A 15,271-nucleotide genomic window follows, 5' to 3' on the forward strand; every position below is an offset into this window, starting at 1 on the left:
CCCTTTTTATATATCTTCCTTCATAATATTAGACCCTTTATACCATTCTTCTGAAAGTAACTCTCCCATATATGCCTTATTATTTGAAGGCTTGTCCATATAATCTTGTCTGATTATGGTGTTTACTCTTATAATTTCTTCCTTAAGATCATTGGCTGAAAGTCTTACTGCCCCCCTACCCAGTATTATTAATTGCTCTAAGGCATCTGATGTGGCAACAACTACATGATTATCCTTTGCAATTTCATATGTTACTTTTTCAATATATTGGTCTGCAGTTTCGGCTTCTTTGGTATAGACCACATTAATATTTTTATATTTTTGTACTTCCCCCAGACCCCCTTTAACTTTATAGGCATCAAAAACTAGTATTACCGTACATTTTTTAAAACCTTGATAATTACATAGGATATCCATAAGCCTATACCTTGCCGCATCCATATTTTCAGTTGCCAATTCTTTTAACTCATCCCAGGAGAATATGATATTATATCCGTCAACTAAAAGATATTCTTTAAGCTTTTTATTGGCTTCTGTCTTTATATATGCTTTTTTAGTTTGAGCCTTTTTATTTTCATATCCCAATCTACTTTGGGTATATACAGGACTCTGCTTAATAGGACCATAGGTTCTTGTAAATATTTCTTCAAGCTCTTTATCCTCTTGCCAAAAATCCTTATTCTTGGACAAAGATTTATTCTTAATAGGCTCAGTATTCTTGTCTTCCTCTACTGCCTTATCTTCTGCTTTATCTTTTAAATACTGATTCCAAATAGCACTTTCAATATGCATATATTCCTCAACTTGATCCCATTTTACCAAAAAACTTTCCCCATGGGAACAAAACACCGACCCGGTTGGATTATCAAAATCCTGCTCACTGTCATAGTCTATTTTACTAATCACCTCTTCAAAGTTATGACAAGGCTGGTATCCTGCCGGGGTACAAAACAAATTACCCCTTCCTCTTGTATAAGCATTTACTTCCACCTGATAACCGCTCATGGTAGCAACAGGAGCATTACCGATTAGAAGGGCCATATCCCCATTTATCTGTGGGGGATCAAAACTTCCCTTCATCCTCTGAATGTCCGTCATAGCCCGTCCTACATTTTCCGTGGGTAGCTCTAATTTAAATGAATAATATGGTTCCAGCAAAATGCTCTTAGCTTTTTTCAAACCTTGACGAATTGCCCTATAGGTTGCCTGCCTGAAATCTCCCCCTTCCGTATGCTTTAGATGGGCACGGCCTGCAATAAGGGTAATCTTTATATCCGTAATCGGTGATCCTGTTAATATACCAAGGTGTTCTTTTTCTTTTAAATGGGTTAAAATCAGTCTTTGCCAGCTACCTTCCAAATCATCTTCACTGCATTTACTGTCAAATATCAATCCACTTCCCGGCTCCCCAGGCTCTAATAGTAAGTGAACCTCGGCATAATGGCGAAGTGGCTCAAAATGCCCTACTCCTACCACCGCTTCCTCAATGGTTTCTTTATATAAGATGTTGCCCGGTCCAAACTCTACATCAAGGTTAAACCGTTCTTTTATTAAAGTTTTTAATATTTCAGTTTGTACCTCCCCCATCAGTTGTATATGAATTTCCTGTAGCTTTTCATGCCATACTATATGTAACATGGGATCTTCTTCTTCTAATTGGCGAAGTTGTGAAAGTACACTAAAAGCATTACATTCAGGGGGTAATATAAGCTGATAGGTAAGTACAGGTTTTAATATAGGGATATTTAAATCTTCTTCCATACCCAGTCCCTCACCGGGAAAAGTATTACTAAGTCCGGTAACAGCACATACGGTACCTGCCTCTAACTGATCTACCGTATAATATTTAGAACCGGAATAAATTCGTATCTGATCTACCTTTTCTTCCCATGTTTTCTTATGATCTAAATCACTGACAATTCTGCTTTCTTTTTTATTTGTTAATTTCATCTTAACCTTAAGGAGGCCGCCGGTAATCTTCATATGGGTAAGACGGTTTCCCTGCTCATCCCTAGATATTTTATAAACTTTTGCAGCAAAATCAGTTGGGTACTTGTTAGATTTTGTATATTGGTTAAGTCCATCTAATAATTCCTCCACCCCATCAATTTTCAAGGCAGAGCCAAAATAGCAGGGAAATACTTTTCTTTCAAAAATAGCCTCCACAATAGAGTTTCTATTAATACTTCCATTTTCAATATATTGATTTAGTAAACTCTCATGACAAAGGGCCAAGTTTTCCATAAGAATATTAATATCTTGGCCTTTGCTAAAATCTACGCATCCTTCATCAAGTTTTTCCTTAAACTCATCCATTAATGACTGATTGTCCCTAACCTTAAGATCCATCTTATTTATAAATAAAAATGTTGGTATCTTATATTGACTTAACAACTTCCATAAGGTTTCAGTATGACCTTGTATTCCGTCACTTCCGCTAATGACTAATATAGCATAATCTAAAACCTGCAGAGTCCGCTCCATTTCTGCAGAAAAATCCACATGTCCCGGCGTATCCAGTAGAGTAATTTCCAAATTCTTATATGAGATGACTGCCTGCTTAGAAAATATAGTAATTCCCCTTGACCTTTCCAAGTCATAATTATCTAAAAATGCATTCTTATGGTCTACTCTTCCAAACTTTCTAATGCTACCGGTTAGATATAGTAAGCTTTCTGCTAAGGTGGTTTTTCCTGCATCCACATGAGCCAGTATTCCTATAACAAGTTTCTTCATAAAAATCTCCAGTCTAGTATTTATATAATCAAATCCTAGTAAGTTAAGAACTACTAGATTCTTGTAAAATGTATGATTATAATTTTTAATATAGTTAAAAAGTCATAAATAATATTATTTCTATGATAAAATATATATTTCTAGATTTCAAGTATATAGTTTATACTATTAGAATTGATTATGCTTTATCTTCCAAGTTCCCTCCAATGATTATCAGCTTCATATAACTCCATTAAAGCAGCTGATTTATCTTTTGCCATCACAGCTCCCCTTAGTCTTGCAATACAAGTACTAAAGCTATTAATCTCATCTCTTTCAGAAGCAAATTGTACTCTTTTTAAAACCTTATCCCAGGCTTTGTTTAAATCCTTAAGTTTACTATCAGCCTCATCCCATGAATCATCATTAACCATTTCAATCATATCATTAATAGACTGAATAATATCATCATTTTTACCTATGGGTTTTTTAAGAATATGTCCGCTATGCATTATACATATAAATATAATTAAGATAAAAATCGGAATTGCTGTAATTAAAAACTTCCTCATAGAACCCTCCTAAAATGGACCTTTATAATCTCCTATATCCTTAACCTTTTTCATATTATCTTTATACTTATCTACATATAAACTGCCGGCATCATTTAAGGTAACTAAAAACGCTTCAGATACATCCTTAATACCATATTTTTTAAGCTGGTTCATAAGCCACTTTTTATCTTTATTCATTTGTTTTAAGTTTTCCTCTATAAGTACTCCGTCATAAACTAACTCAGTGCTAATTCCAGTGGGTTCTGCCTTAATATTCATATCTTTTCGAGTTAAGGGCAGATATTCAGGTTTTTTAAGTACTGAAAGGCTTCCATTTGGTTCTAAAATAGCATAATCCACTTCATTTAAATCAAAGATTCCTTGATTACGCATAAGTTCTAGGATATCTGTAATCCTGAATTTCATCTTTTTTAGAACATCATCCATTATCTTACCCTTCATAATAACTATAGTAGGCTCCCCTTCTATTACCTTGGCAGCATATCTCCATTTTAAAGTGATATATTGCATTATATAGGCTAAAGCTGCCCATGAGGCTAAACCTACAAAATGGGGCCAGGTCCTACTAGATAAGTCCACAGTAGCCTCAGAAGCTATAGAACCAATGGTAATTCCAAGAATATAATCAAAATAAGTTAATTGACTAATTTGCTCTTTACCTAATATTCTTGTAAATATTAGAAGAGTAAAAAAACTAATTATTGCCCTAACAAGTACTACTAATCCTTCATTCACTTTAATTCCTCCAAATTATAGATTCAATCTATATTATCCTGTATCTATTGGAATTTATACACATAATTAGACCTTGACTAAGTAATAAACTTAAACTGTAATATATATCGCATAATTTGACAAAAATCAGCTGTAATGTTAATCTAAATCGGTCTAAATTTATTTAAATAGGGCAATAAAAAAGAGAAATCGAATTAAAAAAATTGACAAAAGAATATAGCAAATGAAAGGACATCACATGAAGACGGAAACGAATTTTCTTGAAGGTAAAGAATCTAAGGTTATAATTAGTTTTGCCATACCAATGATAATTGGCAATATATTTCAACAATTATATAATGTTGCAGATACTATTATAGTTGGAAAATTCATTGGCCCTGAGGCTTTAGCGGCTGTGGGCAGCGCTTTTTCTATAATGGTATTACTTACATCTATTATATTTGGTCTTTGTATGGGCAGTAGTGCTGTATTTTCCTATCTGTATGGTATGAAGGACATTGAAAATTTAAAGAACAGTTTTTTTACTTCATTTTGTTTTATTGGAATCATAAGCTTATTAATAAATATCGCATCATTAGTTTTTATCGATGAAATAATATCCTTTATAAATATCCCTGAGGAGATAATCATAGATACAAAAAAATATCTGCAAATAATATTTTACGGAATCGTCTTAACATATCTTTATAATTACTTTACAGCAGTTATGCGAAGTATGGGAAATTCCATAACACCCCTTATCTTCCTAATAATATCAGCTCTTATTAATATCCTGCTAGATATAGTATTTGTAGTACCCTTAGATATGGGTATAGCCGGTGCAGCTTATGCTACAATAATAGCTCAAATGTTTTCGGGCATTGGCCTTTGCATATACTGTATAGTAAAGGTTCCTCAATTTAGATTTAAAAGAAGGCATCTTCATTTTAATAAAAAAATATTGAAAATGATTACAAACAACTCGGTACTATCAAGTATTCAACAATCAATTATGAATTTTGGTATTTTACTTATTCAGGGACTAGTAAATAGCTTTGGAGTCTCAGTAATGGCTGCATTTACAGCTGTTGTTAAAATTGAAAGTTTCGCTTATATGCCTGTACAGGACTTTGGAAATGCTTTTTCTATCTTTGTTGCTCAAAATAAGGGAGCCGGACAACTTAAACGAATTCATAAAGGTATCCGGTCCGCCCTAAAAATAATTACTATATATTGCCTTATTATTACTAGCTTTATACTAATATTTGCCAAACCCTTATTATATATATTCATAAATAAAGATAAAATAGAGATATTGAATATCGGAACTCAATATCTCTATATAGTAGCAGTATTTTATTGTTTAATCGGATATCTATTTATGTTCTATGGTTTATTTCGAGGATATGGAAGACCGGAAGTATCCATTATTCTTACCATAGCCAGCCTGGGTACCCGGGTTGCCCTAGCTTATACCCTTTCAGCCATACCTTGGATTGGTATCCTTGGTATATGGTGGTCAATTCCCATTGGCTGGGCTATAGCTGATATTATAGGTTTAATTATGGTCAAATTCCTCCTAAAAAAACCTTAAACTTCTATTAATGACCGGAGTGATCGTAGTCTAAAACTGCTCCAAAGTAAGCATACTTTGGTTTCAAATCTTCATCAAATAGCAGAGGGCTACGATCCCTTCTCCATGATGCTCCGTCTGAAATACCCCAGAAAGTAATGCCGCTTACATTGGTAGTTCCAGCCTTATTAGCTTCAATTATACTACTTACAAGTTTGTAGTAATATTGTCCCTGTTTCTTAAGATTTTCCTCTGTAGGTTGAAGAATATTCTGCCATGTACCTAAGCTTACGTCAATTTCAGTGATTTGTACATCTAATCCTGTAGCACTAAAGGCTTCTAAGGTCTTCATATATTTATCGATAGAATCTTCAGTATATAAATGGGCTTGACATCCGATTCCGTCAATTAAAGAATTACCCTTATCATCTACTAATGATTTTGCCAATTTAACTACTGCATCGGTCTTAAATTGCTCGTTATAGTCATTATAATAAAGTTTTATATGCTTGGGTGCATATTTTTTTGCATAATTAAATGCATGCCATATATAATCATCCCCTATAATCTGCTTCCATGGGCAATCTCTTAAAGAACCGTCATCCATAATTGCTTCATTTACAATATCATAGGCATAAAAAATATCTGAGTAACCCAGTTCATCTAAGATTTTGAAATTTTGTTTTAAATAGCTTTCCATTCTAGATAGCATTGTATCTTTGTCGACCATTTTCTTACTGGTATCAAATTTCTCATGGAAAATCCATTGAGGGGTTTGGCTATACCATACAAGAACGTGGCCCCTTACTTTCATATTATTCTTCTTAGCCCATTCTAGCTGTTCAATAGTTCTTTCCGGATATTCTACAACAATATCTCCGCTTTTAATACTCTTATCATGATTTAGTATAGCTTCCGGTTTCATATCATTTTCTAGGGTTACACTATTATAATTTTCTATAATATGATCAGAATAATTATTAATTACAAATCCATTTATGCAAGTGCCAGCCTGCAAATTATGTTTTGCATAAACCCCTTTTATTCCACCTTCAACCAAGGGAAGTTCACTGGGGTTATAATCATCTTTTGGCTTTTCATCTTCGGTATTATCTTCTTGGTCATTATTATTGGTATCATCTTCCCCGGGTGTGGGTTCACTGTCTTCATTACCGGTATCTTGCTTATTATCCTCAACAGGATTAATCACTTCATCTGGGTTTTTGTCCTTCTTTTTACATCCTCCTATGACTATCAAAATAGATAATAATAAGAGAAAAACCCTTAATTTTTTTACCATTTGTCTCATATTTTCCTCCCTTTAAATATTAATATTATTATTAAAATGGAATAATACATTAATATTTGTAAATTATACCATAAAATTCGATAATGGTCAACATAAAATTGGGGGATTCTGTTAATATGATTATTATTTTAACATATAGCTATTATTTAAAATAACTATATTATATAAAAATAAAACATCTTGATTTGTAGAAAAGTCAATATAATTAGAGAGTAAATCTGTACTTAAGTATCTAAGATCAACTAGGGTTATTTTGCTATATCCTTTAAGCATAAGTGGTGCTATACTACTGCCAAAGGAGTCTCTAAATATAATCAGCTCCTTATTATTTAAAGCTTTAGGATTATATATTGTAAGGAGGGATTTTGCTCCTGAAAGAAATATATCATAGGAATCAACTGTATTAAATCTATCTTTATTATAAATTTTACTATAGGTCTTATCAATATGGTCATATACCAAGGCACTTTCTATCATCTCATTAGTCAGATAAATAAGAGTATCAGCTTTTATATTTAAAGCTGCCTGACCATAATATGAACCATAAAAAGGATATAAACTTATTTTACTAAATTCATCCTTAGTTAAACTTAATTCATTGCCCATACTTCTAAGTAAATATTCTGTCAGCTCAATAAGTTTATCTTGTCTCCAATGAATATCAGTCTTATAATAGTCATCTATTGTAAGTTGCTCAAATAAATCTATATAGTTCATATTCATTATATTCCCATTCATTACTTGTATTAACTTATCATAGTCCATGGACAGATGCCCCTTTTTATCAGCCAGAAAATAATTCTTATCAGGAATTATTGCATAACTTACATTCATACCTTGAAGATATTTATTATAGACTTCATTTATCTTATTGGCTGCATTTATAATAGCTTTTTCATTTAGGGGATACTCAATTTTATTTATATATCCATCAACTATATACAAAGAATTATTATCTTTTTGCTTAAATATATAATAACTTGTAAATGCTTTTAAACCTCTTATCTTATCTCGAAATGGAAATTGATCTAGGGCATATTTTTCATAAGCCGTAAAATAATCACCACTTATAAAACTCTGCAAAGTAAAAGACGGTTCTTGTAAAAGTCTTCGCCTCTCACTATATGAAATTTCATTATCCGGTTTAAAAATATTTATCAGCATAAGTCCGTAAGTTATTATGATAAAAAGGGCAATTATTATATAGTTTTTTATCTGATTTTTCATAATAAAATATAAACCTCACATTTAAAATCTAAAATATAAAAATGGATTAAATGATCCATCCACCAGATATCCTGTTACAAGCAAAAGTAAAACTGAAATTACTATAGGTTGTAATAGATTAATTATTTTTTTACCTAAACTATAAGTATTAAGCTTTTTAATAATATAAGTAGCTAAGGGGGTAGAGGCTATTATAGCTATAATAAAAACTATCCCATAACTTTTTAGATAATATATTGTTACCTGATTATATAAAGGTATTTCTAAGCCACCAAACAGGCCCATAAGTATTTCTTTAACCTCTCCTATGCCCTGTCCATTAAATATAGCAAAACTTAAAATTACTAAAAACATTACATATATATGATTTATTACAGCAGGTAGTCTGGCTAGGATTTTATTAAAACACAATTTTTCCAAAACTAAAAGCAGGGCAAAATACAAACCCCAAAATACAAAGTTCCACTCTGCCCCATGCCAAATACCTGTCAAAAACCATACTATAAGGATATTTCTTATCCATTTTAATTTACTGACACGATTTCCCCCCATGGGTATATATACATAATCCCTAAACCAGGTTCCAAGAGATATATGCCATCTTCTCCAAAACTCAGTGATAGATTTTGATATAAATGGATAGTTAAAGTTCTCCTGAAAATGAAAACCAAATATTCGGCCTAAACCTATGGCCATATCACTATAACCTGAAAAATCAAAATAAATCTGCAAAGTGAAAGCTATAGTAGATATCCAATAAAACAATACAGTTTTTTCATTAGAAAGTGAAAATATCTTTTCTAACTCTCCAAGATTATTGGCCAAAAGAACCTTTTTTGACAGTCCAATAATAAAACGGCTTATACCATATGCAATTTTTTCTATGGAATGTTTTCTTTGTGAAAGTTCTGCTTCTACATTGGAATACCTAACTATAGGGCCGGCTATAAGTTGTGGGAAAAGAGATACATAGGTTGCAAAATATAAAATATTTTTCTGCACCTTAGTATCCTTACGATATAGATCAATATTATAAGACAATATCTGAAAGGTATAAAAGCTAATGCCTATGGGCAGGGCTATGTCCATAATCGGTATATTAAGTGAAAAGAAGTTATTTAAATTATTTATTAAAAAATTAGAATATTTAAAAAATACTAGACTTCCGATACTTACTATAACTGAAGAAATCATAGGCAATTTAGCATATTTACTGTTCTTCATCCTATCTATCCATAATCCGTGAAGATATCCTAAACCAATAGAGGTTATCATCAATATAGAATAGATAGGTTCCCCGTAAAAGTAAAAAAACAAACTTGATATAAGTAAAATAAAATTTTTATATTTTTTTGGGACTATAAAATATAGTCCCAAAACTAAAGGTAAAAAGTAATATAAAAAAATTATACTGGAAAATAGCATACTTATTTCTCCAATGCAAGGAAGGCATTATGTAGTGCCTGTGCCTGATTATCACTCATAACTAAGAATATAATATCCCCAATACTATCTACTATTACATTTTCTTCACTAACCCCTACACATACCCACTTCATAGGATTAACGTTATCTTTTATATCAGTCTTAATCTTCTCTATATCTGCCCCCTCTTTAGCACGAACAAGTACCAATGAAAAGGCACCGGGCTGAATCATAGGCTCATCGGCTATAGCTTCTTCAAATTCTATATCGGATTTACCTAGATAGTACTCTGCATTCTCTGTGTTAACCTCTTTTCTTTCTAGCCCATCATTATTAACATACTCTCTGAAATCATTGTCTAAGTCAGCAGTCTCATAAATCTTATCCATTATTTCTTCAAGACTACCTTCAAGATTGACTGATTTTTCATTGGTTTTTTTGCATGCTGTAAAACTAAATACAGTAACCATGGCTAAAATTAATAAAAATGTTCTCTTCATTTTTTCTCTCCTTTATTTTTAACATTATAATTACAATAGATAGACGAACAAAAAATCAAAACAGTTCCAATTATAAAATTAGAACTGTCTTGTAAATTATTGTCTGAGTCTTCTTAATTTTTTTGATTAGAAACTATTTTATTTAAGATCTCACTCATTATAAGTATTAATATGGCAAATATTATAAGATATATAGGATATAATCCAATATTTATTTTATCAGCAATCAGCCCAAATAATGGGGGCATAAAGGTGGTTCCGATATAGGCACTGGCCATTTCTACTCCTATTATGGATTGGGAATTGTTTGATCCAAAATTAGCAGGAGTTGAATGAATAATAGACGGATATACCGGAGCGCAACCAAAACCTATTATAATAAGACCTATTAAACTGACCATAGTATTTTCTGTGGGAAGGCCTAGGAAGACTACTCCAAAGATAATAATTATTATTCCGTATCGAATAAGGATCTTATCTCCAAATCTGTCAGCAATAAAGCCAGAGAGAAATCTTCCCAAAGTTATACCCATATAAAACAAGGAGGAAAACCTGGCAGCAGTTTCTGCATCAATACCACGAAATTCCACAAGATAACTACTGGCCCATAAGCCTGTTGTGGCCTCTAAGCCACAGTAGGCAAGAAAAGTAATAAGTACTATCTTAACTCCTGGAATTTTAAGTATTTGTGGAAGGCTTAATACTTTTTCTTGATCTTTTTGGCTGTTTGCCAAGGTCTTTTTATCTTTCCAAAGGGGAAGACTTATAAAAAGAATAACTGTAAGTATTATCTGTATTATAAAAACAAAACCATAGCCCCTGTTCCATCCATATCCCCCTTTTAGACTATAACTCATAATAAAAGGACTGATAGTGACTCCCACTCCCCAAAAACAATGGAGCCAACTCATATGTCGGGAAGAATAATGTAGGGCAACATAATTGTTTAAAGCAGCATCAACCGCTCCCGCACCTATTCCGTAGGGAATAGCCCAAAGACAAAGTAATATAAATGAATTAGAAACAGAAAAACCAAATAAGGCCACTGCCGTTAGCATTACGCTAAGTGCCGTAACCAGACCGGTACCTAATTTTCTTGTAAGTCTACCGGATAAAAGACTAGTTACAATTGTTCCTCCGGAAATTATCATAGTTATTATTCCGGCATAAGACATTGATACATTTAACTCTTCGTACATAACCGGCCAAGCTGAACCAAGAAGGGAATCCGGAAGCCCCAGACTTATAAAAGCCATATAAATAATAGTAAGTAAAAGCAAGTACATTATTATCCTCCTGTTGTCATTGGTAAAGCATACTAAAAAATGATTATCCTAGGGTTTATAATAGGATAATCATTGTAACCTTTTTAGTTTATGATATGTTTAAATAAACAGTAATAGACTTAAGGCCATAACAGCCATTCCGGCTATTAATCCATAAATAGACAGGTGATGTTCACCATATTCCCTTGCTGCAGGTAGTAATTCATCCAGACTTATATAAACCATAATACCTGCAACAGAAGCAAAGATTAATCCAAAAGTAATATCATTGAAAAAGCGGTACAAAAGCAAATATCCTATTAAGGCACCTACAGGTTCTGAAAGCCCGGATAACAAGGATAGTCTAAAAGCTTTTTTCCTGCTTCCTGTGGCATAAAATACCGGAACTGCAACAGCAATACCTTCCGGTATATTATGTATTGCTATGGCTACAGCAATGGGAATACCAAGACTAGGATCACCTAAAGCAGCTGTAAATGTGGCTAATCCCTCAGGAAAGTTATGTATACCTACTGCTAAGGCTGTAAACATACCCATCCTCATAAGATTAGCTTTGTGAGATTCACTTTTTCCGTCCATCTCCTCTACGGTATGAATTTCATGGGGATTTTCTGTATCCGGTATTAACTTGTCTATTAAGGCGATTAAAAAAATACCAAAGAAAAATGCACCTACGGTTGCCCAGCTTCCGCCAACTTCCCCTAGTTCTGCTACTAATGAATCTTTAGCTTTGGTAAATATTTCAACAAAAGATACATATATCATAACACCTGCAGAAAAACCCAAGGCTATAGAAAGAAATTTAGTATTAGTTTTCTTCGTTAATAGGGAAAGTGCACTTCCTATTCCTGTAGAAAGACCTGCAAAAAGTGTCAGTAAAAAAGCAAAAATTACCGCTGAAAAATCCATATATTCTCCTCCTTCACGTTTTATTTTCTATAAAAAGGTATCTTATCTATACTTATATTCAATTTTATACTATGGGAATAGTATATATTATGTTTAAATTTTTGTCTATTTATTTTGAAAATGAAATTTACCGTAAAATTAAGATAAGGACTGTTAAGCATTGCACATTACCTTAGGATAACAGCCCTTATCTACTAACTTTCAATTTAATCTAGGCTGACTTTTGCTCTTTCCTATTCACAATAATATGAACAGTTGATTAAGTCTTCCTCGTCTACTCTCCCATTAGGATAAAATATAACCTTTCTGGCATAGTTCATATAAAGAGGTGGACCATATTGACAATTTCCTTGATGAATCTTTTCTTCCTTCTTATCATTTTCAAACTGATTCTTATCTTTCTTACCCTTAAATATCCTGTGCTTTTTCTTTATACCAAATAGAGAGCACTTCTCAATTTTAATATCAGCTGTAAATGAAATAAATATGACAACCGCACATCCGGAAGGAGTTACATGCAAAAACTCAAAAGTAAACCGCTCAAACTTGGATTTTGAATCTGATAATATCATGGTGAAAATTCCTTCTACTTCTTTACCTTGATTATTAATTATACCGGTTCCGGAAGTCGTTAGATATTCAATATTAGCTAAAGTGTAATATTGGGGTTTATCTACTGTAAGTGAAGTAAATAAGTTAGGTATAGTAACAAAGCTTTTCTTCTGTTTACATTTTGGACAAATTTCAGCAATTGTTTGACCTTTAAAGCTCTTCACAATTGCGCTATATTTACATTTTTTAAAAAAACACATTAGTTTTCCCTCCTTTACTATTTCTACTACCATAATATGACATATTATGTCAAATGTGTTTCTAGGAGGGATTTATATTTCAGGATTTACATGAACCATACAATGTTTAACATTTTCATAATTTTTTTCTATAACATCATGGACCCTATGGGCAAGTTCATGGGTTGATAATAAGGTATCGTCACCCTTAGCTCGGATTTCCACATCCACATAAATTCTGTTACCGAACATTCTAGCCCTTATTAAGTCCACACATATTACCCCTTCTTCTTGTAAAATAGTATTTTTCATTTCTTCAATAATTGATCTATCACATGATTTATCTATCATTTTTCCTATGGCATCTATAAAAATAGATATGGCAGATACGGTTATCAAAAGGCATATTACAACACTTGCTAAGGGATCCATAAACAAAAAACCAATTTTAGCCCCCATAATTCCTATAAAACTACCGATAGATGATAAAGCATCCGAACGGTGATGCCAAGCATCTGCCATTAGGGCATCGGAATTTACTTTCTTAGCAGCTATACGGGTATACCAGTACATGATTTCCTTAATAATTATAGAAACAAGGGCAGCAACTAAGGCCTGTGTACCCGGTACAGTCAATACTTCATTCTTATTTAAGATTATTTTTTTGATACCTGAAAAGCCTATACTTACTCCTATAAAAAAAAGAATAACTGACAAAATTATAGCTGCCACAGATTCAAATCGTTCATGGCCATATGGATGCTTACTATCTGCTTCTTTATAAGACATCTTAATTCCTATAATAACTATAATAGAACTTAATACATCTGAAATTGTATGAACTGCATCTGAAACCATAGCTGAGGAATTTGATAGAATGCCGGCTAACAATTTATATACACTTAGTAATGTATTTATAATAATACTAAGCCATGAAACCTTCATAGCAATTTGAATATTAGATATTCTTTTGATATACTCACCCTCCCCCATATATCTGATTTAAGCTTATAACATGAAATATATTTTAATTTACCAGACCAATTGATATTATTAATATTATATGCATGATAGGAGCATTAGCCAATTATCCTACCCCGAAACTTGATAAAGATGCAAAAACACCTCTCAAGTAGATTTTAGTTATTTAAATCAAGTTTTATAAGTTATTGCTAAACTATCTGTTTTCTTTGTAGAAAAATATATTTATTATCTTGATTTACTTATTATTTATTTTATCAAAAACTTTATCCCTAAGATGAATAAGCCAATTGCTTATCTTATATATAGACTCTGAAACAAATAAAGGCATATACTTATAACAGATGGTAAAAGCCTTTATAGTCATATTTCTACTATCAGCTTGTATTGGCTCCATATTCCAAGGGGATAAGTCTTTTATCTGTAGAAATTTATCTTTCAATGGATGAGTGCAATTTTCTTCCCAGGGCCTTCCTACAAGGCCTTCTGTATAGTGAAGTATTATTGGATTTTCTTTTGCCATATTAATCTCTCTTTGGCTATAAAAAATATCCAAGTAGTATAATCTGCTAATTGACCTTGCAGAATAAGAATAAATATTGGAGTTAACATTATATCTTAGGGATAGGATATGTACTTTATTATGGCAAACAGCATTAATAATGCCCTGATCATGGTGGGGTACATTACCTCTAAATCTCCTTATAAAATCCATAAACTTTTGCTCCAGCTTCTGCTGTCTCCAGGCCTCTAAATTAATTAATAAGACCCCTGCATTAATATAATAATTCTTGATATTTAAGCCAATCTTTATTAAATAAAATCTATCTACTGTGTCTTGTACCCCTGCGACCAAATTATTATTAAGCTTTATATTCCATAATTTATTAACTTTATCAAGGATAAGAGTATCACAGTCTAGATATAAAACCCTCTTATATGTATCAGGAATAACAGATGATAAAAAAAGTCTGGCATATGATGCTATTGAGATCTTTCTAAACCCCATATTTAGATTTAATTTGCCTTCCATATCTTTCATCTCTATAAATTCTATCTTTCGATTATATTTATCTGCTATATATAACAACTTTTCTTTATTAGCCTCTCCTATCCCACAATCCAAAACAAATACATATATTTCTGCAAAATCGGTATTTGACCTAAATAAGGATAAGAGGGATATACCAAGATATTTAGCATAATTATCATCTGCCCCGTAGGCTACACATAACTTATCAACCATAATTCATTCCTTTTCTAAGC

At 32.3% G+C, this 15,271-nt stretch carries 13 protein-coding genes; 1 reads left to right on the forward strand and 12 read right to left on the reverse strand.

What is annotated here, in order from left to right; translation table 11 throughout:
• Positions 1 to 6 precede the first annotated feature (6 nt).
• The 3 genes from SD1D_RS05910 to SD1D_RS05920 all read right to left on the reverse strand — a co-directional run bounded on the left by SD1D_RS05910 (position 7) and on the right by SD1D_RS05920 (position 4,025).
• Complete coding sequence (locus SD1D_RS05910) at positions 7 to 2,736, reverse strand: translation factor GTPase family protein (RefSeq protein WP_058258076.1); 2,730 nt, start codon at positions 2,734 to 2,736, stop codon at positions 7 to 9.
• Positions 2,737 to 2,921: 185 nt separating this feature from the next.
• A complete protein-coding gene (locus SD1D_RS05915) occupies positions 2,922 to 3,287 on the reverse strand; it encodes a DUF4363 family protein (RefSeq protein ID WP_058258077.1) in 366 nt (121 codons plus the stop codon).
• 9 nt (positions 3,288 to 3,296) lie between these two features.
• The gene (locus SD1D_RS05920; protein WP_058258078.1) at positions 3,297 to 4,025 is read right to left on the reverse strand and encodes a DUF421 domain-containing protein; all 729 of its coding nucleotides are present in this window, start codon (positions 4,023 to 4,025) and stop codon (positions 3,297 to 3,299) included.
• 238 nt (positions 4,026 to 4,263) lie between these two features.
• On the opposite strand from SD1D_RS05920, the gene SD1D_RS05925 reads away from it, so the two are divergent.
• The gene (locus SD1D_RS05925; RefSeq protein ID WP_058258079.1) at positions 4,264 to 5,598 is read left to right on the forward strand and encodes an MATE family efflux transporter; all 1,335 of its coding nucleotides are present in this window, start codon (positions 4,264 to 4,266) and stop codon (positions 5,596 to 5,598) included.
• A 7-nt stretch (positions 5,599 to 5,605) separates the two neighbouring features.
• On the opposite strand, the gene SD1D_RS05930 is transcribed toward SD1D_RS05925, so the two are convergent.
• The 9 genes from SD1D_RS05930 to SD1D_RS05970 form a co-directional block, all read right to left on the reverse strand.
• Positions 5,606 to 6,886 (reverse strand): endo-1,4-beta-xylanase, encoded by a 1,281-nt coding sequence (locus SD1D_RS05930; protein WP_058258080.1) that lies wholly within the window; start codon positions 6,884 to 6,886, stop codon positions 5,606 to 5,608.
• Between the two features lie 123 nt (positions 6,887 to 7,009).
• Positions 7,010 to 8,113 (reverse strand): DHHW family protein, encoded by a 1,104-nt coding sequence (locus SD1D_RS05935; protein WP_058258081.1) that lies wholly within the window; start codon positions 8,111 to 8,113, stop codon positions 7,010 to 7,012.
• A gap of 21 nt (positions 8,114 to 8,134) precedes the next feature.
• The gene (locus SD1D_RS05940) at positions 8,135 to 9,337 is read right to left on the reverse strand and encodes an MBOAT family O-acyltransferase (protein ID WP_330398650.1); all 1,203 of its coding nucleotides are present in this window, start codon (positions 9,335 to 9,337) and stop codon (positions 8,135 to 8,137) included.
• A gap of 203 nt (positions 9,338 to 9,540) precedes the next feature.
• The gene (locus SD1D_RS05945) at positions 9,541 to 10,038 is read right to left on the reverse strand and encodes a hypothetical protein (RefSeq protein WP_058258083.1); all 498 of its coding nucleotides are present in this window, start codon (positions 10,036 to 10,038) and stop codon (positions 9,541 to 9,543) included.
• 113 nt (positions 10,039 to 10,151) lie between these two features.
• Entirely contained in the window at positions 10,152 to 11,324 is a 1,173-nt protein-coding gene (locus tag SD1D_RS05950) for an MFS transporter (RefSeq protein ID WP_058258084.1), read from the reverse strand.
• 99 nt (positions 11,325 to 11,423) lie between these two features.
• The gene (gene zupT / locus SD1D_RS05955) at positions 11,424 to 12,233 is read right to left on the reverse strand and encodes a zinc transporter ZupT (protein WP_058258085.1); all 810 of its coding nucleotides are present in this window, start codon (positions 12,231 to 12,233) and stop codon (positions 11,424 to 11,426) included.
• Positions 12,234 to 12,466: 233 nt separating this feature from the next.
• On the reverse strand, positions 12,467 to 13,045 hold the full coding sequence (locus tag SD1D_RS05960; protein WP_058258086.1) for a hypothetical protein: 579 nt from the start codon (positions 13,043 to 13,045) through the stop codon (positions 12,467 to 12,469).
• 72 nt (positions 13,046 to 13,117) lie between these two features.
• Positions 13,118 to 14,017, reverse strand: coding sequence for a cation diffusion facilitator family transporter (locus tag SD1D_RS05965; protein ID WP_197687601.1), 900 nt, complete (start codon positions 14,015 to 14,017; stop codon positions 13,118 to 13,120).
• 226 nt (positions 14,018 to 14,243) lie between these two features.
• The gene (locus SD1D_RS05970; protein WP_058258087.1) at positions 14,244 to 15,251 is read right to left on the reverse strand and encodes a glycosyltransferase family 8 protein; all 1,008 of its coding nucleotides are present in this window, start codon (positions 15,249 to 15,251) and stop codon (positions 14,244 to 14,246) included.
• Between the last annotated feature and the right edge of the window lie 20 nt (positions 15,252 to 15,271).

The sequence above is a fragment of the Herbinix luporum genome (assembly GCF_900070325.1).
In the GTDB taxonomy this organism is placed as follows: domain Bacteria; phylum Bacillota; class Clostridia; order Lachnospirales; family Lachnospiraceae; genus Mobilitalea; species Mobilitalea luporum.

Excerpts from the sequence above, each read along its gene's own strand:
- SD1D_RS05910 (WP_058258076.1), bottom strand. The coding sequence starts at position 2,736 with ATGAAGAAACTTGTTATAGGAATACTGGCTCATGTGGATGCAGGAAAA.
- SD1D_RS05915 (WP_058258077.1), bottom strand. The coding sequence starts at position 3,287 with ATGAGGAAGTTTTTAATTACAGCAATTCCGATTTTTATCTTAATTATA.
- SD1D_RS05925 (WP_058258079.1), top strand. The coding sequence starts at position 4,264 with ATGAAGACGGAAACGAATTTTCTTGAAGGTAAAGAATCTAAGGTTATA.
- SD1D_RS05930 (WP_058258080.1), bottom strand. The coding sequence starts at position 6,886 with ATGAGACAAATGGTAAAAAAATTAAGGGTTTTTCTCTTATTATTATCT.
- SD1D_RS05935 (WP_058258081.1), bottom strand. The coding sequence starts at position 8,113 with ATGAAAAATCAGATAAAAAACTATATAATAATTGCCCTTTTTATCATA.
- SD1D_RS05940 (WP_330398650.1), bottom strand. The coding sequence starts at position 9,337 with ATGAAGAACAGTAAATATGCTAAATTGCCTATGATTTCTTCAGTTATA.
- SD1D_RS05945 (WP_058258083.1), bottom strand. The coding sequence starts at position 10,038 with ATGAAGAGAACATTTTTATTAATTTTAGCCATGGTTACTGTATTTAGT.
- SD1D_RS05950 (WP_058258084.1), bottom strand. The coding sequence starts at position 11,324 with ATGTACTTGCTTTTACTTACTATTATTTATATGGCTTTTATAAGTCTG.
- zupT (WP_058258085.1), bottom strand. The coding sequence starts at position 12,233 with ATGGATTTTTCAGCGGTAATTTTTGCTTTTTTACTGACACTTTTTGCA.
- SD1D_RS05960 (WP_058258086.1), bottom strand. The coding sequence starts at position 13,045 with ATGTGTTTTTTTAAAAAATGTAAATATAGCGCAATTGTGAAGAGCTTT.
- SD1D_RS05965 (WP_197687601.1), bottom strand. The coding sequence starts at position 14,017 with ATGGGGGAGGGTGAGTATATCAAAAGAATATCTAATATTCAAATTGCT.
- SD1D_RS05970 (WP_058258087.1), bottom strand. The coding sequence starts at position 15,251 with ATGGTTGATAAGTTATGTGTAGCCTACGGGGCAGATGATAATTATGCT.